At 64.5% G+C, this 25,671-nt stretch carries 23 protein-coding genes and 2 tRNA genes; 15 read left to right on the top strand and 10 right to left on the bottom strand.

Annotated elements, in window-relative coordinates:
* Window positions 1–2 precede the first annotated feature (2 nt).
* From RBA41_RS25500 to RBA41_RS25490, 3 genes are read right to left on the bottom strand one after another with little or no spacing between them, the layout of a single operon-like run.
* Window positions 3–461, bottom strand: coding sequence for a (2Fe-2S)-binding protein (locus RBA41_RS25500; protein WP_306627032.1), 459 nt, complete (start codon window positions 459–461; stop codon window positions 3–5).
* A 49-nt stretch (window positions 462–510) separates the two neighbouring features.
* Window positions 511–1,305, bottom strand: coding sequence for a DsbC family protein (locus tag RBA41_RS25495; protein ID WP_306627031.1), 795 nt, complete (start codon window positions 1,303–1,305; stop codon window positions 511–513).
* A gap of 25 nt (window positions 1,306–1,330) precedes the next feature.
* Window positions 1,331–2,551: an FAD-dependent monooxygenase gene (locus tag RBA41_RS25490; protein ID WP_306627030.1), complete on the bottom strand. Its 1,221-nt coding sequence runs from the start codon at window positions 2,549–2,551 to the stop codon at window positions 1,331–1,333.
* A 117-nt stretch (window positions 2,552–2,668) separates the two neighbouring features.
* Here RBA41_RS25490 and RBA41_RS25485 point away from each other — a divergent pair.
* From RBA41_RS25485 to RBA41_RS25470, 4 genes are all read left to right on the top strand, one after another.
* Window positions 2,669–2,744: transfer RNA gene (locus RBA41_RS25485), tRNA-Phe, on the top strand.
* Between the two features lie 412 nt (window positions 2,745–3,156).
* The gene (locus RBA41_RS25480; protein WP_306627029.1) at window positions 3,157–3,612 is read left to right on the top strand and encodes a fasciclin domain-containing protein; all 456 of its coding nucleotides are present in this window, start codon (window positions 3,157–3,159) and stop codon (window positions 3,610–3,612) included.
* Window positions 3,613–3,706: 94 nt separating this feature from the next.
* Window positions 3,707–3,782 (top strand) — tRNA-Phe (locus tag RBA41_RS25475).
* 89 nt (window positions 3,783–3,871) lie between these two features.
* Entirely contained in the window at window positions 3,872–4,498 is a 627-nt protein-coding gene (locus RBA41_RS25470) for a hypothetical protein (protein ID WP_306627028.1), read from the top strand.
* Between the two features lie 120 nt (window positions 4,499–4,618).
* On the opposite strand, the gene RBA41_RS25465 is transcribed toward RBA41_RS25470, so the two are convergent.
* A complete protein-coding gene (locus RBA41_RS25465; RefSeq protein WP_306627027.1) occupies window positions 4,619–5,287 on the bottom strand; it encodes a hypothetical protein in 669 nt (222 codons plus the stop codon).
* A 256-nt stretch (window positions 5,288–5,543) separates the two neighbouring features.
* On the opposite strand from RBA41_RS25465, the gene RBA41_RS25460 reads away from it, so the two are divergent.
* From RBA41_RS25460 to RBA41_RS25450, 3 genes are read left to right on the top strand one after another with little or no spacing between them, the layout of a single operon-like run.
* The gene (locus RBA41_RS25460; protein ID WP_306627026.1) at window positions 5,544–5,975 is read left to right on the top strand and encodes a hypothetical protein; all 432 of its coding nucleotides are present in this window, start codon (window positions 5,544–5,546) and stop codon (window positions 5,973–5,975) included.
* 4 nt (window positions 5,976–5,979) lie between these two features.
* The gene (locus RBA41_RS25455) at window positions 5,980–6,357 is read left to right on the top strand and encodes a hypothetical protein (RefSeq protein ID WP_306627025.1); all 378 of its coding nucleotides are present in this window, start codon (window positions 5,980–5,982) and stop codon (window positions 6,355–6,357) included.
* The gene (locus RBA41_RS25450; RefSeq protein ID WP_306627024.1) at window positions 6,354–8,252 is read left to right on the top strand and encodes an Lnb N-terminal periplasmic domain-containing protein; all 1,899 of its coding nucleotides are present in this window, start codon (window positions 6,354–6,356) and stop codon (window positions 8,250–8,252) included. Before RBA41_RS25455 ends, RBA41_RS25450 begins: the two co-directional genes overlap by 4 nt.
* A 6-nt stretch (window positions 8,253–8,258) precedes the next feature.
* Here RBA41_RS25450 and RBA41_RS25445 read toward each other — a convergent pair whose 3' ends face one another.
* Window positions 8,259–11,570 carry a DEAD/DEAH box helicase gene (locus RBA41_RS25445; RefSeq protein ID WP_306627023.1) on the bottom strand — a complete coding sequence of 1,104 codons (3,312 nt, stop codon included), beginning with the start codon at window positions 11,568–11,570 and terminating at the stop codon, window positions 8,259–8,261.
* Window positions 11,571–12,098: 528 nt separating this feature from the next.
* Between RBA41_RS25445 and RBA41_RS25440 the strand changes: the two genes are divergently transcribed.
* Window positions 12,099–14,957: a UvrD-helicase domain-containing protein gene (locus RBA41_RS25440; RefSeq protein WP_306627022.1), complete on the top strand. Its 2,859-nt coding sequence runs from the start codon at window positions 12,099–12,101 to the stop codon at window positions 14,955–14,957.
* Window positions 14,958–15,059: 102 nt separating this feature from the next.
* Here the strand turns inward: RBA41_RS25440 and RBA41_RS25435 are convergent, their stop codons facing one another.
* Window positions 15,060–15,611 (bottom strand): hypothetical protein, encoded by a 552-nt coding sequence (locus tag RBA41_RS25435; RefSeq protein WP_306627021.1) that lies wholly within the window; start codon window positions 15,609–15,611, stop codon window positions 15,060–15,062.
* 246 nt (window positions 15,612–15,857) lie between these two features.
* On the opposite strand from RBA41_RS25435, the gene RBA41_RS25430 reads away from it, so the two are divergent.
* From RBA41_RS25430 to RBA41_RS25415, 4 genes are all read left to right on the top strand, one after another.
* Complete coding sequence (locus RBA41_RS25430) at window positions 15,858–16,061, top strand: hypothetical protein (RefSeq protein ID WP_306627020.1); 204 nt, start codon at window positions 15,858–15,860, stop codon at window positions 16,059–16,061.
* 55 nt (window positions 16,062–16,116) lie between these two features.
* Window positions 16,117–16,533, top strand: coding sequence for a hypothetical protein (locus tag RBA41_RS25425; protein WP_306627019.1), 417 nt, complete (start codon window positions 16,117–16,119; stop codon window positions 16,531–16,533).
* A gap of 220 nt (window positions 16,534–16,753) precedes the next feature.
* Entirely contained in the window at window positions 16,754–17,881 is a 1,128-nt protein-coding gene (locus tag RBA41_RS25420) for a DJ-1/PfpI family protein (protein WP_306627018.1), read from the top strand.
* Between the two features lie 35 nt (window positions 17,882–17,916).
* A complete protein-coding gene (locus RBA41_RS25415; protein WP_306627017.1) occupies window positions 17,917–18,921 on the top strand; it encodes a GlxA family transcriptional regulator in 1,005 nt (334 codons plus the stop codon).
* An 18-nt stretch (window positions 18,922–18,939) separates the two neighbouring features.
* On the opposite strand, the gene RBA41_RS25410 is transcribed toward RBA41_RS25415, so the two are convergent.
* On the bottom strand, window positions 18,940–19,476 hold the full coding sequence (locus RBA41_RS25410; RefSeq protein ID WP_306627016.1) for a DUF2058 domain-containing protein: 537 nt from the start codon (window positions 19,474–19,476) through the stop codon (window positions 18,940–18,942).
* A gap of 144 nt (window positions 19,477–19,620) precedes the next feature.
* On the opposite strand from RBA41_RS25410, the gene RBA41_RS25405 reads away from it, so the two are divergent.
* Window positions 19,621–20,532 (top strand): CAP domain-containing protein, encoded by a 912-nt coding sequence (locus RBA41_RS25405; protein ID WP_306627015.1) that lies wholly within the window; start codon window positions 19,621–19,623, stop codon window positions 20,530–20,532.
* A gap of 130 nt (window positions 20,533–20,662) precedes the next feature.
* Here RBA41_RS25405 and RBA41_RS25400 read toward each other — a convergent pair whose 3' ends face one another.
* On the bottom strand, window positions 20,663–20,935 hold the full coding sequence (locus RBA41_RS25400) for a hypothetical protein (RefSeq protein ID WP_306627014.1): 273 nt from the start codon (window positions 20,933–20,935) through the stop codon (window positions 20,663–20,665).
* 303 nt (window positions 20,936–21,238) lie between these two features.
* Between RBA41_RS25400 and RBA41_RS25395 the strand changes: the two genes are divergently transcribed.
* Complete coding sequence (locus tag RBA41_RS25395; RefSeq protein WP_306627013.1) at window positions 21,239–21,430, top strand: hypothetical protein; 192 nt, start codon at window positions 21,239–21,241, stop codon at window positions 21,428–21,430.
* Between the two features lie 28 nt (window positions 21,431–21,458).
* Here RBA41_RS25395 and RBA41_RS25390 read toward each other — a convergent pair whose 3' ends face one another.
* Entirely contained in the window at window positions 21,459–23,762 is a 2,304-nt protein-coding gene (locus tag RBA41_RS25390; protein WP_306627012.1) for a DUF6351 family protein, read from the bottom strand.
* 200 nt (window positions 23,763–23,962) lie between these two features.
* A complete protein-coding gene (locus RBA41_RS25385; RefSeq protein WP_306627011.1) occupies window positions 23,963–24,475 on the bottom strand; it encodes a DUF6351 family protein in 513 nt (170 codons plus the stop codon).
* A 367-nt stretch (window positions 24,476–24,842) separates the two neighbouring features.
* On the opposite strand from RBA41_RS25385, the gene RBA41_RS25380 reads away from it, so the two are divergent.
* Window positions 24,843–25,643 (top strand): HDOD domain-containing protein, encoded by an 801-nt coding sequence (locus RBA41_RS25380; RefSeq protein WP_306627010.1) that lies wholly within the window; start codon window positions 24,843–24,845, stop codon window positions 25,641–25,643.
* Window positions 25,644–25,671: the final 28 nt, after the last annotated feature.

Below are 25,671 nucleotides of genomic sequence, written 5' to 3'. Positions count from 1 at the left end.
CCTCAGGCTAACGTGGTCGCAGCGTCCTTGATGGCCGCGCGGATGCGTTGATAGGTACCGCAGCGGCAGATATTGCCGCTCATGGCGCCATCGATATCGGCATCGGTCGGCTTCTTGTTGGTGCGCAGCAGGGCCGTGGCGCTCATCACCTGGCCGCTCTGGCAGTAGCCGCATTGCGGCACGTCGTGGCGGACCCACGCATCCTGCACGGCCTTGCCGACCGGGTCAGCCTCCATCGCTTCGATGGTGGTGATCTTCTGGCCGGCGGCGGCCGAAATCGGCGTGACGCACGAGCGGATCGCGTCGCCGTTCAGGTGCACGGTGCAGGCGCCGCACAGGGCTGCGCCGCAGCCGAATTTGGTGCCCGTCATGTTCAGGTTATCGCGCAACGCCCACAAGATGGGCGTGGCCGGATCGGCGTCGACCTGCATCTCGCGGCCGTTGATATTCAAAGTGACCATCTGTTACTCCCTCTTGGTGGACTGCGCTTCGGACTGCTTTTTTTGTGTTTTATTTTTTCGCGACGGCGGCGGGCGCCGCTGCCGCAACTGCGGCCGCCGGCTTGGCGGCCGGCTTGGCCGGCATGCCCAGGCTGGTGAATTTGGCTTCCAGGCCCTTGGTATCGATCGCGCCCGGAATGCGGCTGCCGTCGACGAAGAAGATCGCCGGCGTGCCCTCGATGCGCAGCTTGCGGCCGAGTTCAAATACCTTCTCGTTCGGATTGACGCAATTGGCGGCGGCGGCCGGTGCGGCCTTGTTATCCAGCATCCAGTCATCCCAGGCCTTGTTGCGGTCCGGCGAGCACCAGATGTTCCTGGACTTGGCCGACGAATCCTCGGACAGGATGTTGTACATGAAGGTGTACACCGTCACGTTGTCGATTTCCTTGAGCGTGGTCTGGCGGAAGCGCTTGCAGTAGCCGCAGTTCGGGTCCTCGAAGATGGCCATCATGCGCTTGCCGTCGCCCTTGACCAGCTTGAGCGCGTGTTCGAACGGCAGTTCGTTGAACTTGATCATGTTGATCTGTTCGACGCGTTCCTTGGTCAGGTTGCGCTGCGTTTTGGTATTGATCACCTGCCCGAAAAACAGGTACTTGCCCTGCTTGTCGGTGTAGAGGATGTCGCCGTGCGCGCGGATTTCATACAGGCCGCTGTAAGGCGTCTTCTTGATCGACTCGATTTTCACGTCCTTGCCCAGCTTGGGCTCGACGCGCTTGCGGATGGTTTCTTCCACGGTCGGCTTGGCGCCCGCGGCGCCGGCGAACAAGCCCGTCATGACGAGCAGCGCGAATTTTTTGTTTAACATGATGATCTCCGATTCATTAACAGCGCTACTTGCCCATGGCGTGCGACATCAGTCGACGCTTTAGAACAGGCAACTTATCCAGCAAATTTAATCCCAAATTACGCGCGATGCGCACGGGCTCCAGGTTGGTGCCGAACAGGCGCGCCAGGCCGTCCGTGGCGAACTGCATCAGCAGGATGTCTTCCTTGCGCGCGCGGGCATAGCGCGCCAGCACGCGCTCGTCGCCGATGGCGCGCTGCGGCTCGCGCGCGGCGATGGTCTTGAGCAGGCCGGCGACGTCGGCAAAGCCGAGGTTCATGCCGTGGCCGGCGAGCGGATGGACCACGTGGGCGGCGTCGCCCACCAGCGCCACGCGCGGCGCGACGATGGCGTGCGGGCGGATCAGCGCCAGCGGCAGGTCCTTGACCGCCTCCGGCTGCAGCGGTTTGAGTTCGCCCAGCTTGTCGCCGGCCAGCACGGCCAGGCGCACGGCCAGTTCGCCCAGGCTTTCGTTCATCAGGGTGTCGGCCAGCGCGTCGGGCGCGGACCAGACCAGCGAGACGCGCTTGCCGGGCAGCGGCAGCAGCGCCACGATGCCCTCTTCGCCGGTGAACCACTGGTGCGCCACGCCGTGGTGCGGTTGTTCGCAGGCGAAGTTGGCCACCACCGCGCGCTGGTGGTAGGCGCGGTAGTCGACGCCGATATCGCACTGGCCGCGCACCCACGACTGGCCGCCGTCGGCGCCCACCACCAGGGCACTGGCGATGGCGCTGCCGTCGTCGAGGCGCACGGTGGCGCCATCGGCCTCCAGGGCCAGGCTCACGGCGCGGCCCTTGACGATGGTGACGTTGGCGGCGAACCTGAGCGCGGCGTCCAGCGCCTGGTTCAGGTTGCGGTCTTCGACGATCCAGGCCAGCGCGCCGACATGGGCGCCGAAGGCGTCGAACGCCAGGTCGCCGGGACGGGCGCCATCGCCATTGACGGCCATGGCGTCGACCGCGGCCACCCGGTCCATGTCGAGGGCGCCCCAGACCTTGAGCGAGGACAGCAGTGCGTGAGCGGTGTGGTTGAGCGCGTAGACGCGCACATCCCATGGCTGCTCGCCGGCCGTTGCTGCGGGGGTGGATGAGGCGGATGGCGGGACCAGCACGGTGACGCTGTGACCGGCCTGGGCAAACCCGAGGGCGGCGGTCTTGGCGATGGCGCCGTTGCCAACGATGCACACCGCGCTCTGATGACGCGCGGAAGAGGAATTTGGACTAGTCATATGGAGCATTATAGCGGCTGGCAACGAGACAGTTTTTGCCCCGATCAGAGGATTTGTCGAGAAAGTTGTCGGTCGGACTTGCAAAGCGTGGATCGGCTGTCTATAATCATGCCTCTTGGCCTGGTAGCTCAGTCGGTAGAGCAGAGGATTGAAAATCCTTGTGTCGGTGGTTCGATTCCGCCCCGGGCCACCAAGAATTCAATTTCGCCACCTTCGGGTGGCGTTTTGCATTGGTGCTCGCCACTCCTCTCCTATCCCCTCTGCCTGAAAAATCGCCGATACGGCGTAACTGCGTGCATTCCCCCACCCTCTTCTCGTCCGCAGGCTGCGTGAGCGCTCATGCGCTGAAGCAGTGCCATCCGGCCGCCCCCCCCTGTGCACGCGAAGCTCGCCCAATGAACCGCTCTTGAACCGTTTTTTGGCAAATCGCCGGGCGCGTACAATAGACTCGCATAGATATCAACGATAAATTAAGCACATACCGGTTCAGTAACGGTGCAACAGAGACGCTGTGGCGCTTCCAGCATGTGTGAGCGCCATGCATGTATCTTCCCGCCGGACGCCTTCGCATCCTGCAGTGGTTAATTTATCTAAAGGAAATCGCTATGAAAAAAGTACTGATCGCAACCGCATTTACCCTGGCATGTGGCGCTGCGAACGCAGCCGATATTGTCGATACCGCCAAATCGGCAGGTACCTTCAACACGCTGGTGACGGCGGTGCAGGCGGCAGGCCTGGTCGACACCCTGAAAGGCCCGGGGCCGTTCACGGTGTTCGCGCCGACCGACGAAGCCTTCGCAAAAATTCCGAAAGCTAAGCTTGATGCGCTGCTCAAGGACAAGGCCGCACTGACCAGGGTGCTGACCTATCACGTGGTGCCAGGCAAGGTCATGGCGGCGGATGTGAAACCGGGTGCGGTGAAATCGGTTCAAGGCAGCAACCTGACCGTGACTGCGGCAGGCGGCAAGGTCATGCTCGACAAGGCGCACGTGATCAAAACCGATATTGCCGCCGACAATGGCGTGATTCACGTGATCGATACGGTCGTGATGCCGAAATAAGCGGCACCATCGGAAGCGCAGTCCGGGCCTGAAAACGCTCCGGAACGCGCCGCACTAGCCAGACCGGCCGGGGGCTGCTATTATAGCGACCCTTGGCCTGGTAGCTCAGTCGGTAGAGCAGAGGATTGAAAATCCTTGTGTCGGTGGTTCGATTCCGCCCCGGGCCACCAAGAATAAACAAAAACGCCACCTTCGGGTGGCGTTTTTGTTTCCGGGATCCGTAGCCCGCTGGCGGCGCTTAAGGCTGCCGGTGACGTTCATGACGGCCGGCGACATCGGAGCCGTCGATCAAGTGCGGTTTGAGCAGCCGGAAAATAATCGACAAAGCTCCACCCCCATCGGACAGCTATACTGTACCCGGCGGCCGATGCCGGTCCCCTGCCCGCTCAAACGCTTGCCACCCCCTGGGATCTCATCGTCTATGCGCACTTTTTCATACTGGCTGTGCTTCGGGCTCGTCGTCCCCGCATATATTCTCGGCCTCGTTTTTACCTTGCTCCAACTGGCTGGCATTTCACCTCCGGGCGCGCAACTGCTGCAGCTGTTCTTGCCGTTTGGATCGCTCGTTCCAGCAATGCTTGCGCACTTTCTCCCGCGCATTCTGACGCTGTTGCTGTATGTCGTGATGCTTGCCCTTGTTGGGCGACGCATCTGGCTTTACGCCCGCGGGGAGCGCGTACCGCCATCGTATGCCGGCCTGTCTCAATTGCTTGGCTACGTTGGCACCGTGTCCTTCATTATCGCGGCCATTGTGCTGGTGCTTGCCATCGTTTTGAAAGCCGGCTCGGGCGTTCCCGCGGGCCTGGCGCTGTTGCCCGCATTGTTCTGCGTACCGTGGGCATTTTTTCTCACGGAGCTATTCAGCTTCCGCAAGCGCACTATGTAAGAAACAGAAAAGAAGCGGAACGCCGCCTACCGGCTGGCGTTCTTACTGGCCGCGCTCACTCTGCGCACCCATACGATTCGGGCGAGGCGGCGACGACGAACATCCCGTCCCCATTCCATACTAAACAGGCTGGTCGCCATCCTTGCGTCCCATGGCGGGCACGATCGCCATTCCCATGCCACCACCCATCTCGCCGCCGGCCCCTTTATTACCAGCCCTGCCGGCGTCGCCCCTGCCACGGCCAGCACTGCCTTGCGCGCGCGTCGGTCCTTGCAGTGGAATAGTCACATCAGCCGGTATCGGCGCCAGATCGAGGGCCGCGCGAATAAAGCTGCGCAGGGAAATGACCAGCTCGGCCGTGTGGATCGGACGGCCGGCTGCCAGGTCGCCTGCCGCCTGCCCCGCCAGGCGGCAGTGCTCTTCCGTACCGAGCAGCAGAATATCGGCCAGCGCGGCTTCGACGGCGTCGCGGATGCGGCGCGAACGATCGGAGCTCGATTTCCCATCCTGCGCGCTGGTTTCTGCGGCGCCGGATTGCGCGCTGCCGCGCACATCGCGCAAGTGCGTCGGATCGACCGTCAATTGTCCGGTAAACGATCCTCCTAAAGTGCGATAAGCGGAAATCAGCGTTTTGAGCCGCTCGTTGATCTGGCGGTTCATGCGCTCGCGGCGTTGCTGAATGGTTTGCATCATGAGCATGCGGATACCCACACCGAGCAAAGTGAATATAGCCAAGCCGACGATGGTGCTCATCGCCCCTTGCCACGAACTGAAATCCATCATGCGCATCCTCGCCTCGACAGCTGTCTTCGATAAAAAACAGTGTACCTTCCGGGCACAAAATGGCGCGGCGCATTGAATTTGCGCGCCAGTCCGCGATCAAGCGACAGCGCGACGTGTAAAAGCGACAAACGAGTGGAAATAGCCCCCCTACCTCTTTAATACTTTCGGTCGCTGTGATATCCTCGCGGAAATATTTCTTGGTGATAAATAACATGTTCGCCAAGGTCCTTATCCCCTGCCCAGATAGTCCGAAAGATTCACGATGACCCGTTTTTCCCTGAACTTCACCCCGGCGTTCGCCATGGTTGCCGCCGCGCTTGCCCTGAGCGGCTGCGCCAGCATGCATTCCGGTACCACCCAGCAAGTCAAAGTGTCCAGCAATCCGGTGGGCGCCACCGTCTACACCGCGGTGAAGACGACCGATAGCCAGGGTAACGAAAGCGTGACCAACAAGGTCGCCGTCGGCGTCACCCCGCTGACGGTCACCCTGTCGCGCAAGCATGGCGCCCTGTATGTTGAAAAAGCCGGCTTTGCGCCCACCGAAGTGGCGCTGACGACCAAGATGAACCCATGGATGTGGGGCAACATCCTCCTGACCAGCCCGCTCAGCACCTCGATCGATACCTCGACCGGCGCCTCGCGCGAATACGATCCCGGCGAATACATGATCGACCTGCAACCGGTCGCCAGGTAAGCCCATGGCCGGCATGATCACGCTGGCCGCCCTCGCCCTGACCGGGCTGCAAGCGGGTGCATCGGCGCCGGCTTGCGGCTGCGCCCAGTTCGATTTTGACGCCGCCCCTGCCGCATCGGGCCAGGCGGTTCTCTCCGCCGACGCCCGCATCCTGCGCGACTTCGCCCTGTTTTCCCACCGCCGCATTGGCGCCGACCTGATCCGTAAGCAGGGACCGTATCTGCACACCCTCGCTGCCTACTTCCCGCACTGCGCCGATGATGCGCTCAAACTCGCGTGGTTGCGCCAGACGCTGGCCAGCGCCAGCGACACGCGCCTGTTCGCCGAGCGCCTGGCGCAGCAATACGACAGCGGCCGCACCTGCCCCGTCCCCAAACAATGAAGGCGCTGCGCCTCCTCTTCGCCGCTGCCGGCCTGAGCGTGTGCGCCAGCCATTGCGCCCTGGCTGCCTCCGCGTCGCTGCACAGCGATACGAACCGGCCTGGCGCCGAAAACATCGCGCGCGACCCGGCCTGGCTGGCACTGCTGCACTACCGCGAACGCGGCGACGGCAGCATGCGCAGCCAGGCTGACGGTGCGCGGTTTTTCCTGTCCCCTGAAGGAAAAAACTCGCCCGCCGCCGAGCTGCTGGCCGGCATGGCGGCGCTCCATGCGCCCGCCCGGCGCCAGGATTTCGCCTGCCGCTTCCCGGCGCGCTACGAATGGCTGCGCATGCGGCTGGGGCACGACGGCGCCGACGCCGCCATCGAGCAATGCCCGCAACTGTCGCAATGGCTGGCACGCTTTCCGGGCCGGCGCATCAGCATCGACTTCGCCTCCGCTTACCTGGAAAACCCCTCGTCCACATTCGGCCACACCTTCCTCAAGATCTTCCGGCAGTCCGCCAGCGAACTGCTCAGCCCGACCATCAACTATGCGGCCCGCACCGACGCGCGCGACAGCGAGCTGGCGTTCGTGTTCAAGGGCCTGTTCGGCGGCTTCCCCGGTGTGGCCGACGAGTTGCCCTTCTACCGCCGCCTGCGCACCTACACCGAGAGCGAAGGCCGCGACATTCATGAATACGAGCTCGCGCTCACGCCCGGCGAGGTACGCAAGCTTCTCCTGCACACCTGGGAAATCAAGGACGGCGTCTTCGACTATGACTTCCTGCACGAAAACTGCGCCTATCGCACGCTCACCCTGATCGACGTGGCGCGCCCGCAGGCCGGCCTGCTCAAGCGCTTCGGCAAGGTGACGGTACCGGTCGACACTGTCCGCGCACTGCGCGCCGCCGGCATGCTCGGCGCGCACCGGGTGTGGCCGTCGGCCCCCAAGCGCGTGCGCGATGTTGAAACCCAGGTGACGGCGCAGGACGCCACGGCGGCCCACCGCATTGCGCTCGGCCAGGCCGGCATCGGCGAGATCGGCGCGCTGCCATCGGCGCGCCGTGCGGGCACGCTGCAACTGGCGTATGAGTACGCCTCCGTCCTGATCGACCGCGACGAAGGCGAGCGCGCCACGCGCAAGGATATTCTCGGCGCGATTACCAGGGCGCGCCTGGAACTCGACGATCCCGAGCCGCTCGCCAGCCGGGCCGGGCCGGCAACGCCGGAAGATGGCCACGATGGCGGCCTGCTGGCCATCGGGGCGCGCCGGCGCGCAGGGCGCGCCAGCGTCAGCCTGGAGTACGCGGCATTTCAGCACACGCTGACCAATCCCCTGCCCGGCTACGAACCGCATGCCGAGATCACGGTCCTCAACCCGGAACTGCACGTGCAGGGCAGGCATGCGCGCCTGCGGCGCATCGACTGGCTGGTGGCGCACTCGGCGATTCCTTCCTCGACCCTGTTCCAGCCACGCGCCTGGCGCCTGCAGCTGGCCACCCGCAGCGAGTCCTACGACGACCGCGATCACATGGCCACCAGCCTGGCCTACCATTCCGGAAAAGCCTGGCCGCTGGGGGGCGAGACGGTATTGTCGGTGCTGCCCGGCGCCCGCGTGGAAGCCGGCAGCGCCCTGCCCCACCATGCGGGCGTGGCCGGCGCGCTGCACGCGGCAGTGACGCGCCAGGGCGCGCAATGGTCGGCCCGGCTGGAACTGCAAGCCGAAAAATTTGTCGCCGGCTCCACGCTGCGCCGCCTCGGCGCGCGCGCCACGGCCGAGTTCAGGCTGTCGCGCAATCTGTCGGTCGCGCTCGGCGCTGCCCAGGCATGGGCGCCGCGGCGCGAGCCCGAACTGAACGTCAGCCTGAAGTGGCGCCAGCGCAGCCTCGCCAATGCGCCGGGCCGCGGCCAATAGCCTGTCTCAGGCCGGCGCCGCCGCCTCCGCGCTCAAGGGCGCAAAGATGGCTTGCAGGTCGTCCTGGGTGATCTGCAAGCCCTGGGTCTCTCCGCCGCTGAGCACGGCGCTGGCCAGCGCGGCCTTCCTGTGCTGCATTTCCTGGATTTTTTCCTCCAGCGTGGCCTTGGCGATGAGCTTGTAGACGAAGACCGGCTTGTCCTGGCCGATGCGCCAGGCGCGGTCGGTCGCCTGGCTCTCCACCGCCGGGTTCCACCAGGGATCGTAATGGATCACGGTGTCGGCCGCCGTCAGGTTCAGGCCCACGCCGCCCGCCTTCAGACTGATCAGGAAGACCGCCACCGCGCCGCCCTGGAACGCCGCCACCTGGGCGCCGCGGTCCTTGGTCTCGCCGGTGAGCAAGGCATAGGCGATCTTGCGCGCGCGCAGCTCGTCCTCGATCAGCGCCAGCATGCTGGTGAACTGCGAAAACACCAGGATCTTGCGGCCCTCGTCGAGCAACTCTTCCAGCATGACGGTCAGCTCGGCCAGCTTGGCCGACTGCGCGGCGCTCTTGCGCCCGCCGGACAAGCTCACCAGGCGCGGATCGCAGCACACCTGGCGCAGCTTGAGCAAGGCTTCCAGGATCACGATCTGGCTGCGCGCCACGCCCTTGCTGGCAATCGCCGCGCGCACCTTCCTGTCCATTGCCAGGCGCACCGTCTCGTACAGGTCGCGCTGGGCGCCGGCCAGCGTGACTTCCCTCAGCATTTCCGTCTTGGCCGGCAATTCCTTGGCCACATGGTCCTTGGTGCGGCGCAGGAGAAAGGGCTTGATGCGGCGCGTCAGGAAGGCGTTGCGCCCGGTGTCGCCGTCGCGCTCGATGCTCTTGCGGAAATCGCTGTTGAATTGCTTTTCATCGCCCAGCAGGCCGGGCAGCAGGAAATGGAATTGCGACCACAGTTCGCCCAGATGGTTTTGCAGCGGCGTGCCCGTCAGGCACAGGCGATGCCGCGCGCGCAGCAGGGTGGCCGTCGCGGCCGCCTTGGAGCGGTGGTTCTTGATGTATTGCGACTCATCGAGGATCAATAAATGGAACTCCTGCCGCAGCAGCGCTTCCTCGTCGCGCGCCAGCAGCGCATAGGTGGTCAGCACCAGGTCGTGGCTGCCCATCGCGCCGAAGCGCCCGGCGCGGTCCGGTCCATGCAGCAACAGCACGCGCAAGTCCGGCGCGAAACGGGCCGCCTCGTCCTGCCAGTTGCCCATCAGGCTGGTGGGCGCCACGACCAGGGCCGGACGGTCCAGCCGCCCCGCTTCCTTTTCCAGCAGGATGTGGGACAGGGTCTGGATGGTCTTGCCCAGGCCCATGTCGTCGGCCAGGATGCCCGCCAGGCCGTATTCGCGCAGAAACTGCATCCACGCCACGCCGTCCTGCTGGTAGTTGCGCAGCGTCGCTTGCAGGCCGCGCGGCGGCGCCACCGCCTGCACGCCGCTAAATCCGGCCAGGCGCCGGCCGAGCGCGCGCAGGTTCTCGCCGCCCATCCAGCGCAGCTGGGCGCTGGCCTCGAGTTCGGCCAGGCGGGCCGCGTCCAGGCTGGGCAGGCGGATGGCGTTGCCGACGCGTTCGAGGAAATACAGCTCGCCGAGGGTGTTGAGGATCGGCCGGATGCGGCTCCAGGGCAGGCCCACGCGCCCGCCGCCGGGCAGGCGCGCCATCAGCACCTCGCTGTCGGCATGCGCCGCCAGCGCCTGTGCGTCGAACTGGGCGGGCGCGCCGCGGATCAGTTGCAACAGGATCGGCAGCAAGGGAACGCGCTCGCCTTCGACCACAATCCCCAGTTCCAGCTCGAACCAGGCGTTGCCTTCGCCGCCCTGGCCGACGTCGGCATACCAGTCGTCGATCTCGCGCACATCGAAGCGGAAGGAAGGCGCCAGCTCCAGCAGCCAGCCTTGCGCGCGCAGGGCCGGCAAGCCGCTGCGCCCGAAGGCGAGCCAGTCGTCCATGCTGGCCAGCTCCAGTGCCCCGAAGAAACGATCGAGCGCGGGCGCGCTGCTGGGCCGGAAGCCGTAGCCCTCCAGCGTGGCATGGGCGAGCGCCTCGGTGCGATGGTCGCGCGCGATCTGCTCGCTGCCGTTCGCCGTCGTGCGCAGCAGCGTCTGGCCCGCGTCGACCGAGGCCCGCTTGCCATCGTAGTCGAAGGCCAGCACGGCGTAATCGTGCCAGGCCGATTCACGGCCGCCGTGGATGCTCTGCTCCATGCTGCCCAGCAAAAGATAAGGGGTCGGCCGGATGTCCTCGCGCACCGTCAATCCCATGGCGGGCGGGAGCGGAATCAGGCGGTCCAGCTGCAAGGCCTGCATTTCGGCGGCCAGGCGCAGCGCTTGCGCCGCCGCCACCTGGGGCGCCTGCGTCACCATCTCCAGCAAGGTCGCGCTGGGCATTGCGCGCAGCGCGGCCGGCAAGTCGAGTTCGCCCAGCTGTCCGTCGTGGAGATACATCGGCGGATCGGTCGGCACGATCGTGCCGATGGCGCCGCCTTCGGCTTCCCATGTCAGGCGCATGACGCTGTTCTCGGGGCGCCAGGCCAGGGCCGCGGCGCGGCGCGCACCGCGTGCCAGCGGCCGCAGCTTGCCCTTGAAGTCCTTGCGCGAGTCGGCCTGCAACAGCACGCCCTGGTCCAGCAATTGAGAGAGCAATTGCGCGCCCAGCGCCCCGCGCGGCAGCGCCACCGTGCCGTAGCTGTCGCCATCGGGACGCAGGGCGAGGAACAAGCGGATCAGGGCGCCCTGGTGCGGGCCGGGAAAGTCGGCGGCCAGCTCGTAGCAATGGCTGATCGCGGTGGCGCTGGTGTAGCCGCCGCCGGGGCGCGGACGCGAGCGGCAAACCGCCAGCTCCAGGCGGCCATGCTGCTTGCCGGGAACGAAAACAAAGACCAGGTGCGCCGCCGCCTTGCTTGCCGCCCCATCGGGTTGCGGCGGGGTTGCAGCCTGGACAAGGCGGTCGAGCCAGGCCGAGCTGGCGTACGGAAGGGCGGCGGGGGATGGGACCTGGGCCGCCTGACGTTCCAGATAGGCGAACAGCACGGCGACGACGTGCTTGCAATTGTATTCCATGGGACAGGTGCAGCTGCCGTCGATCATCACCCCGCCATCCTCGCTCACATAGATCGTCTGGTCGTAGACGTAGCGGCCGCTGCCGCCGACCACGCCCTCGATGTCCTCCCCGTTGGCGCGGCAGGCATGCACTTTCCCGCGCCGGAAATAGTCGCTGCCGCGCGCGAAGGTCGCGTCGTCCGTATTTTCGTGAATGTCGGCTTCGGTGAAGTAAGGGATGTGCATGGAAATGTCGGATAGCGGAACGAGAAGCGCCATTATCGCCCACAAATCGCCGCAAGCGGGGCCGCTTGCGGGACGATTCCGCATAAGACCCGTGTACGGGGGCTCTATTCGCACCGCGCGATCGAGCCATCTTGCGGATGCATAAAAAAGCCACCCGGAGGTGGCGCTTTCATGTGCGGCGGCCGCACGTCGCCGCGCCCAGTCCGGCGTCCGGGCGCGGCGCCATCCCCTCAGTTGAAGATGAAGTACAGAACCACCAGCACGACGGTCGGAATGCCCAGCATCCATCCAATGACATATTTACCCATGATCTCGCTCCTGTTGATGTTGTGATGTCGATGCGTTCAGAATACCCTGAAAAAATCCCCTCGTCCGTACGCTACGTCACGCAACGGCGGCATCGGCACGCGCGCGCCGTCGTGCCCGGATGATGCGCCCCTGCGCCGACGCGCTCATTTCCGCGCCTCATAGCCGCTCGCCCCGGCTAAAATAGCGCCAACGATAAATCCCCCTGGCTGCACCGTTCCGATGAAAATCCTTGAATACAGCAACTTTTGCCCGCCCCGCAACAAGGCCCACTACGACAAGGTCCGGCAAGCCATCGAGCGCGACGACTTTCGCGCGGCCGATGTCAAGAAACTGGCCAATCTGACCCACGCCAAGATCTATCGCGCCAAGCTCGACTACGCCGACCGCCTGCTGTTCTCCACCATCCGCTACCGCGGCGAAGTCTACGCGCTGCTGCTGGAAGTGATCGAGCAGCACGACTACGACAAGTCGCGCTTCATGCGCGGAGCCCGGATCGACGAAAACAGCATTGCCGCCGCCGACGCCGCCGAGGCCTGCGCGCAGGCGGCGCAGATTCCCTACCTGCATCCGCAACGGCGCCAGGTGCACTGGCTCGACAAGGTGATGTCGTTCGACGATGCGCAGCAAGCGGTCTACGTGCAGAACGCACCGTTGATCATCGTCGGCAGCGCCGGCAGCGGCAAGACCGCGCTCACGCTCGAGAAAATGAAGCAGGCCCAGGGCGACGTCCTGTACGTGACCCATTCGGCCTATCTGGCGCAGTCCGCGCGCGATCTGTACTACGCCGACGGTTTCGAGCAGGCCGGCCAGGAAGCCACCTTCCTGTCCTACCGCGAGTTTCTCGAATCGGTCCGGGTCCCGCACGGCCGCGAGGCCACCTGGCGCGATTTTTCCGCCTGGTTCGCGCGCATGCGCCAGCAATTCAAGGGCATCGACGCCCACCAGGCATTCGAGGAAATCCGTGGCGTGCTCGCCGCCGATGCCGCCGGCGTGCTCACGCGCGAACAATACGGCGCGCTCGGCACGCGCCAGTCGATCTTTGGCGCGGCCGAGCGCGATGCCCTGTACGATTTGTTCGAGCGCTACCGCGCGTGGCTACAGCAGGCCCGGCTGTTCGACCTGAACCTGGTGGCGCATGACTGGCGGCGCGAGGTGCAGCCGCGCTACGACTTCGTGGTGGTCGACGAGGTGCAGGACCTGACCGTGGCGCAACTGGCGCTGGTGCTGCAGGCGCTCAGGAAGCCGGGCCAGTTCCTGCTGTGCGGCGACTCGAACCAGATCGTGCACCCGAACTTTTTCTCCTGGAGCAAAGTCAAATCCCTGTTCTGGCGCGATCCCGAACTGGCCGAGCGCCAGCAGTTGCAGGTATTGCGCGCCAATTTCAGGAACGGCACGCAAGTGACGCGGGTGGCCAACACGCTCCTGAAAATCAAACACCGGCGCTTCGGCTCGATCGATCGCGAAAGCAATTTCCTGGTCGATGCCGTCAACCAGGACGCCGGCACGGTCAGCCTGCTGGCCGACAGCGACAGCGCGCGGCGCGACCTGAACGCGCAGACGCGCCGTTCCACCCGCTTCGCGGTGCTGGTGCTGCGCGACGAGGACAAGGAGGAAGCGAAAAAACACTTCGACACGCCGCTGATCTTCTCGGTCCACGAAGCCAAGGGCCTCGAGTACGACAGCATCGTGCTGTTCCGCTTCATCTCCGGCAACCGGGCCCGCTTCGGCGAGATCGCCGAAGGCATCAGCGCGGCCGACATCGCCAGCGACGATCTGCAGTACAGCCGTGCCAGGGACAAGTCCGACAAGTCGCTCGAAATCTACAAATTCTATGTCAATGCCCTGTATGTGGCCCTGACCCGGGCCATCCGCCATGTGTACCTGGTCGAATCGGACGCCGCGCATCCGCTGTTGCGCCTGCTAGATATCGCGCAGGCGGGCGCGGCGCCGAAACACGATACGCCCGCGTCCAGCCTGGAAGACTGGCAAAAAGAAGCGCGCAAGCTGGCCTTGCAGGGCAAGCAGGAGCAAGCCGACGCCATCGAGCGTCTGATCCTCAAGAGCACCCCGGTGCCCTGGCCGGTGTTCGACGAGGCCAGGTTGCGCGAAAGCCTGTGCAAGGTATTCCGCGAGCACGCCCCCGGCAGCAAGCACAAGGGCCAGCTGTACGAGTATGCCGCCTGCTTCGACGAGTCGGTCCTGGCCGACGTGCTGGCGCGCTGCGCCGGCTACGAGCAGGCGTACAGCTTTCGCAAGCTCGGCGCAACCTTCGGGCGGCGCCACTACATGCCCTATTTCGCGCGCAACATCAAGGATGTGCTGCGGCTGTGCGACAAGCATGGCGTCGAGCATCGCACGCCGATGAACCAGACGCCCCTGATGGCGGCCGCCGCCGCCGGCAACGTCCCCCTCATCGAGGCCTTGCTGGCGCGCGGCGCCGACACCTCCGCCACCGACCACCTGGGCCGCAACGCACTGCACTGGGCCATGGCCACCGCCCTGCGCGACAGTGCCTATGCGAGCGGTCCGTTCGGCGCCGTGGTCCAGCTGGTGGCGCCGCCCTGCATCGACGTCATGGCCGGCGATCGCCTGGTGCGCATCGACCGCCGTCAATCCGAGTATGTGCTGTTTCAAACCATGTGGGTACTCTTCAAGTCCTGCTTCGGCCGCGCCGACGCCGGCGACCGCGGCAGCTTCGATGCCGGCATGCTGCTGGCCGCCTACGAAAAGTGGCCTCCCACGGTCCTGGCACCGGAACGCGGCAAGCGCGCCTTTATCTCGGGCGTCCTGGCGCGTAACGAGGTCAGCCGCGACTATGCGTATAACCGGCGCCTGTTCAAACGCTTGTCGACCGGGCGCTACCAGTTCAATCCGGCACTGGCGTTGCGCCAGCCGGGCCAGGAAGGCGATGGCTGGCATGCCGCGTTTGCCCTGCTCAACCTGCCCCTGATCAAGGAGCTGGCCGATCCTGGCTACGCCGATTACATCGACTCCCTGCTCAAGCTTGCCGGAATGCCTCCTGCGGGGGAGCCGCTGTGGCAAGCAGCAATCATGCGGCACGCCGGCCGCACGTCCTGATGTGCGGGCCCGGCGCTCCCTTGCCCGGGCCGGCAGGACTGGAGCGCTCCGCGCGTGTCATGCCCTTGCTGGCAACGTCATCGCCATGTACTGGCGCCTCAATCAGCGCGCATCGGACGTCAGACAGGCTTGCGGCTGACGGTCGGCGGCGGCCCTGGCCTGCGCATTGGCGTCGGCAGATGCCGCATCGACGACATTCACGACACATGCCGTGCCCTTGCCGATGTGTGCCATCACAAGGACCTGACGCCGCTTCGGGCGCTCCGGGTCGCTTTGATCCATCACATTCAGGCGCACGATCAGCGCGACCGGAACCGTCTTTCCACCGGCATTGGCAACCCGCCATTCGGCCTTTTTCCCGAGCGAGGAAAACCCGTGGGTGACGACCTCCCAGTAATTGAGCGCGTAGACCTGCGCATCCGGGGTCACGATGTCAATCGAACTTCGCTCATCGTCGTCATGAATATGCAGGCGGTATTTGCCCACGCCAGGGCATCTCAATGTGTAGGCGCCGGTAATTTTTTCGACAAACGTTTTCTTGCATGACTTGCCGGCGATGTCGGTGTACATGCTGGTCAGATTCGTGTGTGCGCACGCCCCGGCACTGAACCCGGTTGCCAGCGCGGCGATGAGCCCCATCAAGCGAATGTTCATGAAGTTCCTTTCGTTGAAGACTCAAATAGTAGGAGTCTACCCTCTCGTCACCTTGATCCCGGACAGCCTCGCTGGCAGCACGAGCGCTTGCGGCGATCTGTTGGGCGCCAGCTTGCCGAGTTGTAAGCAAATACAGCGAGTTGTAAGCGCGTGTAAAGGCGGTCAACTCATCGGTTGCGGGCGGCGTTTTCAGCTCAGTGACACGGCACATGTGCACCGAACCTCAACCCGGAAAAAGGACTGACCATGAAAAAAGTAATCGCTACCCTGACCGTCGGAACGTTCGCCAGCGCCGCATTCGCGCATTCCCCGACACCGGCTCCGGCACCAGCAGCACCGGTAGCGAAGGCTGAAGTAAAGGTTGAAACCAAAGCCGAAGTCAAAGCACCAGCCCAGGACATCAAGACCGCCGCGCAAGCCGCCAAGCCGGCCCCGCAGGCAAGCAAGTAAGCCGCTTCACACAAACAAAATAAACCGTTTATACCATTCCCAAGGAAACCACATCATGAAAAAAACTATCGCTACCCTGATCACCGGCCTGTTCGCTACCGCTGCTTTCGCTCAAACCCCTGCTCCTGCCGCCGCACCTGCGCCAGCGGCGAAGACCGAAGCGCACGTCGTCAAAACCGAATCGAAGGAAACCACGGTCGTGAAGACCGATGCCAAGGATGCGCACGTGGTCAAGACGGAAACCAAGGAAACCACGGTCACTCCGGGTGCCAAGGAAGAAAGTCACCACCACCAAGACCGAAGTAAAAACCCACAAGAAGTCCGCCAAGGCCCGCGCCAAGGCAGCGAAAGAAGCCAAGGCAGCGGAAAAAACCGCCAGCGCGCCAGCGCCGGCACCGGTCGTCACGGCAGCCGCGACCCCAGCCGCCAAGTAATCTCCCGCCGGTCCCCGCTGCGGCGGGGATGGTCTTGACCGCCTTTGCGGCAAGCAAAACGCCAACCCATGCAGGTTGGCGTTTTCGTTTCCGAAGCAAATTTTGGGGCTAACCGCATCCGCGCATCCATGTCGATTTGGCGTGAATTGACTGTATTTTGTCATTTACGCCAAAACCCTCTCCTCGTAAGATGGCCTTGGTACCCGGTGGCGTTGACGTCCCCGCGATCTTACTTATGGCCTGACAGGAGTTTCAATCATGACTGGATTCACACGCCTCGTGCTTATCGCACTTGCCTCCCTTGCCTTTACGGGTTCCTCGTCCGCCCGGGAGGGCGCGCCCGTCGTGGCATCGGCCGCGGCCAGCGTCGAGCCCACCGAAAAAATCGACACCTACGCGCCGCGCTTCGGGCGCACCCGCCCTGTCATCGCGGTCGTTGGCGAAAATAGCGGCACGGTGATGTCCGACTTCGTGCTCCCCTACGGCGTGCTGGCCCAATCCGGCCTGGCCGATGTCGTCAGCGTGGCCACGCAGCCCGGTCTGCTGCAGCTGCCGCCACTGCAAATCCAGCCGGACAATACCGTCGCCCAGTTCGACCAGCGCTATCCCGACGGCGCCGATTATGTCGTCGTCCCGGCCTTGAAAAAGAGCGATGACCCGACCCTGCTGGCCTGGGTCGGCGCCCAGGCAGCCAAAGGCGCGACCATGGTCAGCATTTGCAATGGCTCGATCGTGCTGGCCAAGGCCGGCCTGACGCGCGGCCACCGCGCGACCGGCCACTGGAGCACGCACCAGTCGCGCATCGAGGCCTATCCGGACACGGTCTGGCTGAAGAACACGCGCTATGTCGCCGATGGAAAAATCGTATCGAGTGCCGGCATCAGCGCGGCGATCCCGACTGCCCTGGCACTGGTCGAAGCCATTGGCGGCACCGAACGCGCGCGTGTCCTGGCCACGCAGCTCGGCGTGGCCGACTGGGGCAGCGCGCACGATAGCGACGCGTTTCGCATCACCTTCGGCGACCGCGTGACGGCCGTCACCTCGTATTTTCTGCGCCCAAGCCAGGATATCGGCATTCCCGTGGCCCCCGGCGTGGACGAAATGGCGCTCTCGCTCGCCGCCGACGCCTACAGCGCCACCCTGCGCACGCGCGTCCACGCGCTCGCGCAGTCCGACGCGCCGGTCAGGACGCGCAACGGCTTGATGCTGGTTCCCGACATGGTCGCCGGCCAGGGCAAGCCGCTCGACTGGGTACTGCCCGAGTTCGACGCCACCCCGTCAGCCCGGGTGCTCGACAAAACGCTCGACGACATCACGACCCGCTACGGCACCGCTGCCGCCCGTTTCGTCGTGCTGGAAGCCGAGTATCCGTGGCAGGGGCGATAATGCGCTTTCGGTATCGGCTTACATAAGGAACACACATGCCTGCTTCGGCAACGCGCCGCATTGTCTTTCTCGCGTACGAGGACATGAACCTGCTCGACCTGGCCGGGCCGCTGCAGGCGTTCGCCACGGCCAACCGGCTAGGCCAGGCCGAGGGGGCGCAGCCGCTATATGAAACCATCATTGCCTCCGTCAGCGGCGGCAGCGTCATGTCCAGCGCCGGCCTGGCGGTCGACACGCGGGCCGTGGCCACGCTTGACGGAGCAGATATCGATACGCTGATCGTCGCGGGCGGCTGCAAGGGCGAGGAATTCACCGTGTGTCCGGAACTGGTGGCCTGGATCGGCCGGCACGCGGCCAGCGCGCGGCGACTGTGCTCGGTGTGCACCGGGGCGTTCGTGCTGGCCGCCGCCGGCCAGTTGAACGCTCGCCGCGTGGCCACGCACTGGGCCTGGGTCGATCGCCTCCGGCAGCGCCACCCGGAAGTACGGGTCGATGCCGATGCCCTGTTCATCCAGGATGGCGCCCTCTGGACCTCGGCCGGGGTCACCGCCGGCATCGACATGAGCCTGGCGCTGATCGAAGCGGACCATGGCCACCAGATCGCCATCCAGACCGCGCGCCAGCTGGTGATGTTCATCAAGCGCGCCGGCGGACAATCCCAGTTCAGCGTTCCCCTGGCCACGCAAGCGCGCGACGACGGCAATTTCGCCAGCCTGCATTCGTGGATCGCCAGCCACATCGACGAAGACCTCGGCGTGGCCCGCCTTGCGACGATGGCGAACATGTCGCTGCGCACCTTCGTGCGCGTCTACACCGCCACCGTGGGCCGAACGCCGGCCAAGACCGTCGAGGCGATGCGCATGGAAGCGGCCTGCCGGGCGCTGGAATCGAGTACCCTGCCCCTGAAAGCCATTTGCACGAAGATTGGCTACGCCGAAGAACAAACGCTGCGCCGGGTATTTCTGCGCAATTTCGGCGTCAACCCGCTGCAGTACCGCGCCCGTTTCTCGGAACGCCCGGAACCTGCGCGCGCGACCTGACTGAGGAATGGACCTGCGTTACCACATCAGGTCATCGGGAATCTGGAACGCTGCGTACGGATCGTCCGCATCGACTTCGGTACTGGCTTTATTCACGCGCACCACGATCGAGGCATTGCGCTCGGCGATTTTATCGGCAATCACGCGCGGCACCAGCTCGGTGGAATCGCCCTGGCGAATGATCACCAGACGTCCCGCCACCAAATGCGCCTGGACCGCGGCCGACACGTAGAAACGCTCGATCTTGTTGTTGTGCGTGAAGTTATACGCGATGTCGCCATTGCCCTTGCTCTGGCGATTTTTCTGCACCATCTGGGTGATCTGCGCACCGATCGCTTTTTCGTTCGCGGCCGCATCGCGCTGGGCATTGAGTTCGCGCGCCCGCTCGGCGTTCTTGCGCTGCGTTTCGAGGGCGGCCAGGCGTGCTTCGTCGACGGTCTCGGTGCCGGTACGGCGCTCGACCTTCTTCTGCTTGCTCTTGTCCTGATTGGCCTGTTTGACCTTGTTTTTGTCGACCAGGCCGGCTTTCAAAAACTGCTCTTGCAACGAGGCCATATGCACTACTCCGTAAATGAGGTTCGCCGGCCCGGGCACACGCGCCGGCCGGTGGAAAAACGATAGCATAGCAAAAATGTCGGCTCCACTGCCCGGGACTTGGCCAAATCGACCTGTCCTGCGGCCGCTGTTAGAATCGCCGCCATGAAGACCCTCGCTCCACACACTGCCCCGCCACACCGGTCCACCCGCAGCCGGCTGCGATGGCTGGCCGCCAGCCTGCTCCTGGCCGCCCTGCCAGCGAGCGCCCAGCAACGCACCACGCTCATCGAACTGATCAACGCCTACCGTGCCGCGCCGCACACCTGCCAGGGCCGCACCATGGGGCCGGTCGCACCGCTGGCGCCGCATGCGGCACTGTCCAGGGTCCAGGCTCCTCCCGGCACCTTGCTGGACCAGGCGATTGCGCGCGCCGGCTATGCGGTGGCGCAAGCCGATGCAATTTTCGTGGAAGGTGTATCCGATCCCGTGCGCGTCATGGCCAGCCTCGAACGCAGCTATTGCAAGACGCTGCTGAGCACCCAATTTTCCGACGTGGGCGCAAGGCGCACCGGCGACAGCTGGATGATCGTGTTTGCCCAGCCGGCCCCGCCCTCGGCCGCCTCGCGCCTGCCGCCGCCGCGCGACGCCGGGCAGCGCATCCTGGAAGCGGTCAACCGGGCCCGCGCCAGTGCCCGCGACTGCGGCGCGCAAGCGTTCGAGGCCGCCCCGCCCCTGGCCTGGAACGAGGAACTCGCAAGCACGGCGCTGGGCCACAGCAGCGACATGGCCAAACAACGCTATTTCAGCCACGCCGGCAAAGATGGGCGCATGGTAGGCGAACGCGCGCTCGAGACCGGCTATCGCTGGCGCCGCATCGGCGAAAACATCGCGGTCGGGCAGGACTCGGCCGACGAGGTGGTCGCCGGGTGGCTCGACAGCCCGGGCCACTGCGCCAATGTGATGGATGCGCAATTTACCGACATGGGCGCGGGCTACGCCATCAACCAGGCGGGCGAGAGCGCACGCGTCTACTGGACCCAGGTGCTGGCCGCGCCGGGCGACACGGTCCCGTAAGCACAGCCCGATTCGCGCGACACCAAGTGGCTATACATGGTTGCTCATACATACATCAGTTGGCGCGCCCCAGAGCCGAGGCGGAGCCACCCGTCGTTGACAGGAGCCAACGTTGCGCCGTGTCCGCGCCTCATACTACTCGCAAAAGTGCCCGTAACCTGCGAACCTCATTCACCAGTGCTGGTATGTCTTGACGCGCACCAGCAAGAAAGTCTTGGTCGGCCACACTAGCCCCGGCCAACTCGATATCCTGGCCGCGCATTTCTTCAGGCCCTGTCATGATGAAACTTGAACCGCTGGTATGGTCGCGGCCTTCAACATATGAGCGCCATGGCCCCCTGGACGCTCGGTTAGCTCTACTTTCAATTTCAGTCAACTCTGCATCCGACAGAATATCTTTCATGATTCCCCCTACTTTGCTCGATTCGGTATTGTTGGAGAAAATAGATTATTCTAATTAAGTAGGTAGGTACTGTGGGGAGACCATAAATGGCCGCGAAAAACCGTGGTCAGCGTCGCAGGTTTCGTTCGAGAAGCGCAGCTATATGAAGGTACGATGAGCACACAGGACGAAATTTGCGCGGCTCAGCAGGTTTTTCGGGGCCCCAAAAATGGAATTATGGCAATATGATGCGGAGAAATGTTGACTAACATTTAATTTTTTATTATCGCAATTTATTCACGGCATTACAAATATATTATTGCGATGCCTCAGCCTCAAGCTGGAAACATCGCGTTCCTTGTCATCAAACACGCTTGTTTTAACGACAGTGACGCCACCATCTGCGTGGCGACCGATATCGAAGGCTCGCTCGGCACCAGCGACCACGGCGCGCCCACCAACAAGCTGGAAAATCCGGGCGCAATCCTGGCGTTCAAATTCAGCGGCGCCAAATAGGCCGCCGCTGCACTCCCACCGGCCGCTGTCACCAGCGCGCCGGCCGGCCCTGGTCGCCGAAGCGATAGTCGCATACGCCTTGCGGAAAAATCCGCTCCAGCCAGTCCTTATCGCGCGCGCTGAAGGGGGCGGCCTGCGGATAAGTGCCGTCCGCGAGCGCCGCCGCCACCGGTTTCAGCTTGCACTTGAAGACATCGCCCTTGACCGACTCGCCGGCCACCATGCGCGAACTTGCATGCACCGCAAAGGCTGCGCTGCAGGCGCCTTTCGGCTGTTGATTCAATATGCCGTCCCAGACCGCTGCGCCGGCCGCGATCGCGGCGCCGCTGGCGTCAAAACAGCTGTCGGTAAATTGCGCGGGCACGGTTCGCGTGCTCAGGTAGCTGTCCAGTACCCCCAGCGCATCGATGACATGCGCCGGCTGATCCGCTGCCGCCGTCGTCAGCCAGATCACCTGGTTCTTTGCCGCCGCGCGATTGGCGTCGAGCAGGCGCGCACGCACCGAAAAAGCCTGGCGCATGTTGTGCATGTTGAGCACCGGTTCCAGGTACGGCCGCACATCGATCATCGGAATGTCCAGCCGCTGCCCGGTGAACACGTGGCCGGACGTATAGGCCGCGCGCACGGCCGACAGGTCTGCCGCGCGGCGTGGCGCGGGCTGGCCGGCCGGGTCGCGGCAGGTGGCGCTGCGCTGCATGTTGCGCGCGTCGAACGGGTCGGCGGCCGCATCCCACGTGACGAACTGCGACGCCTCTTTCCAGCTGCCGACGCAGGCATTGATGCGCAAGAATTCATCTCTGCCGATCTGCCCCGCCGCCAGCGCGCCCAGCCCGTACTGCACGCCGACGTTGTCGATCGGGGATGGCGCAAAACCGGCGCTGTCGGTGCCGTAGATATTGGCCAGGTCGTTCCAGTGCGTCCATTTGACCTTGGCGAAGACGTCCGCCGGATAGCCGTAATTCTGCGCCACCAGGTCATAGCGCGGGTCTTTGTAGACGGGATTGACCACGGTCGGCACCGCGCCCTGCCAGCCGTTGATGCACTCGGTCGATCCCGGCTTGTCGGTGAGGGGATTGACCACCGTATCGCTGGCATTGCTGCCCTCGATCAGGGCGCGCCGGGTCCAGGACTTCCACGGCGAGGCGGGATCGAGCGCCACCTCGTCGCTGAAATACTGCTCCAGCAGCGGGCAGTCGGCCACGGGGATCGTTTGCGTGACCATGTCCGGATACGATTGCACCGGAATGCCGGCGTCCAGCAATCCCGGCCGGTTTTGCGCAAACAGATACTGCTGCACCGCCCCGCCCGAGCCGCCGATGCCGATCGTGAAGGCCGGCCGGCCGACCGCCTCGATGAAGCGCTCCTTGGTCATCGTGGCCGTTTCTTCCGCCAGGCGCATGTTGTAATGCACGCCCGCTTCATTGCCGGACGAATTGACCACTGCATACCCCTGCGCCAGCACCCTGGAAATGATCTGGCGCTCGATGCCGCGCATGCCGCTGCTGAACCAGATCGCGGTGCCCTGCTGATGGCCGATGCCGACGCCGCCGCGCAGCCAGTACACCAGCTTGCGGTTCCAGGCCGCGGTGTCGAACGACGGCGCTGCATCGGCCCCACCGGGAAACGGCGCCAGCATGGCGATGGTGTACGCAAAGCGGTTGATGGTACCGGCTTCGACCCGCACCACGAACGGCACGCTGGCGCCATTGAGGGTGATCGTTTTCAGGTCGGCCGGCGGCGTGACGTAGCCCTTGACGGCGTCGAACGGCTTGAACCCCTCGCCGGTGTGGTAAAAGTAGTGAATCTGCGTTTTGATGGCGCAGTACCGGCTATGCCCGAGCAGGCGCCCCCCAGGTGTATCGAACACCGGATGGCCGATGCCGTCCTGGTTATCGACCAGCGGCTGGCCCAGGCCCGACTCCTGGGTGCGGCACACAAAAGGCTGCTGCTGCGGACCGCTGAACATCGGACCGGTCAGCGGGTGGTTGGTCAGCGCCAGCGCGGCCGACACCTCCCTGCCGCCATGATCGGTATAACTGACTTCCAGCGTATTGCGGCCGTCGGCCAGGCCCGATACCACGCCTTCCATGCGCGCGCCGCCGGCGGCCATCGGCGGATCGATGCGCTGGCCATTGAGCCGGAATCTCATCTGGCCGGGCATGTCGGCTGCCGCACTGACGGCAATGCGGGCATCGCCGCCGGACACTTCGTGCGGCTTGCTCGATAACACGGTGAGCGAGATTTTCCTGTCCGGCAGGTGCACCGTGCCGCCGCATCCGGCCAGTACGATTGCCGCGAGCGCGCAAGCGGCTGTTGGGTTCCAAGCTGTCATGGCGATTGCCTCCGAGTGATTGAACGGGACCGACCAGTCTTCAATCTTGCTCTGCGATGCCTGAACAGCCTTGACCATAGTCAATTTCCTGAAGCATCAACCGACGCGTTCGGAACGCTGAGCCAACACCATTGAAATTAGATGACGGATGGGCCCGTGTCAACAACTCTCGCGCGGCACGGGCGCGCTTGCCACTGCCGTCACAAGTTGGCTGGCCGGCCCTGGTCGGACCGGCGGCAGTCGCAGACGCCCTCGGGGAAAATCCGCTGCAGCCATGCCTTTTCCTCGCCTGTAAACAGCACGTGGGGCGGATACGTGCCATCCCTGAACGCCGCTGCCAGCGGTTTGGTCGTGCACTGGAAGATCAGGCCCTTGATCGATTCCCCGGCCTCCATGCGCGGGCTTGAGTAAATCGGAAACGCCCGGGTGCACGCGCCTGGCGGTTTGCGGTTCACTATGCCGTCCCATACGTGCGGGCCGGCGGCGATGACGGCGCCGCTGTCATCGATGCAGCGGTCGGTAAACTCCGCCGGCGCCATGCCCGTCCCCAGGTAGCGCTCCAGGACCGTCAAGGCGTCGCCCACGAGGGTGGTCATCGGCACCTGCGGCGCATTGAACCAGATTACGCTGGAGAGCACCCGCAGCGCAATTGCCTGCTCCTGGATGGGGATGGCGCTGCCGCATCCGGCAAGCGCGACCGTCGCCCTTCCCATTGCGCACGCTAAAAACAACACCCTTGGCCCACCTCGCGCGCGCCGCATTTTTACGCATGCTGCATGGCGCGCCAGTCGCCCGTAGAGGAAATGCGAAACCGCCCGCGCGCGCGGCCAGGCCGGCACCAGCGCGGGCTTGCCGCGCTGTCCTGGACGCTGCGGATTTTGTTTGCATGGGGCATTACTCATAGTAGACTGGATCATCAACGCAAGCCGGGGAAAACCGAAGCATGCCTGCCCAATGCCACAATGCCATTGACCCATCGACGCTCCTGGCCCACCCCGGCGGCGGCGCCCTTGTCCTGTCCAAGCTGTTCCGTTTGCCTCCCCGTTCACCACGCCGCGACTGACCTTCAAAGGAAGCACTATGTCCGAACTCTCCGCATTTTTTCAGAACGTCAAACTCCCGGTGATCTCCGAAGTGGCCCACTCTCTCATCAAGACGCTCGATGATGAAGACGCCTCGGCCAAGTTGATCAGTTCCATCATCGCGCGCGATCCGGCGCTCACCGCCAAGCTGATGCGCCTGGCCAACAGTGCGCGTTTCGGCGTCTCGCGCGGCGTCAATTCGCTCGACGACGCCATCGCCATGACCGGCATGTCGCACGTGCGCACCCTGGCACTGGCCGCCTGCTTCGCAGAAACATTTCCCGACCTGCCGGGGCTGGACAGCGATGAATTCTGGAAAAGCAGCATGGCCTGCGCCGGCTATGCCAAGTGGCTCTCGTCGAGCCTGGGCAGCGACGGCCAGGATGCGTGGCTGGCCGGGATGATGGTGCGCCTGGGCGAATTGCTGATTTACCAGGCCGAGCCGACCGCCTTCGCGGAAATCGAACAGCAGCCGCACCTGCCGGGCGGGCGCTGGGAGCGCGAACAGCGTCTGCTGGGTTTTTGCGAAGGCGAAATCACGGCCGAGCTGGGCCGGCGCTGGAACTTCCCCGAGACGATCGTGCGCGCGCTGGAATGCTCGTCGGACCCGATGGCGGCCCATCCGTTCAGCAAGCTCGGCGGCATCATTCATCTGGCCAGCCTGCTGGCCGATACCCCGAGCGACGACCCCGAGATTCTCGACACGCTGCCGCAGGACATCGTCACGGCCCTGCAACTGAACCGCGAGTGGATGAAAGCCAAGTTCCCGTCGCATAGTTCATTCTCGGCGGCGCCGTAAGCGGCGCACGGAACCATTGCGCGCCCCG

This window comes from Massilia scottii (genome assembly GCF_030846495.1).
GTDB classification, from domain to species: Bacteria; Pseudomonadota; Gammaproteobacteria; order Burkholderiales; family Burkholderiaceae_D; genus Telluria_A; species Telluria_A violaceinigra.
Note: the sequence above shows the minus strand (reverse complement) of the source record. Positions and strands in the feature narration are given on the sequence as shown.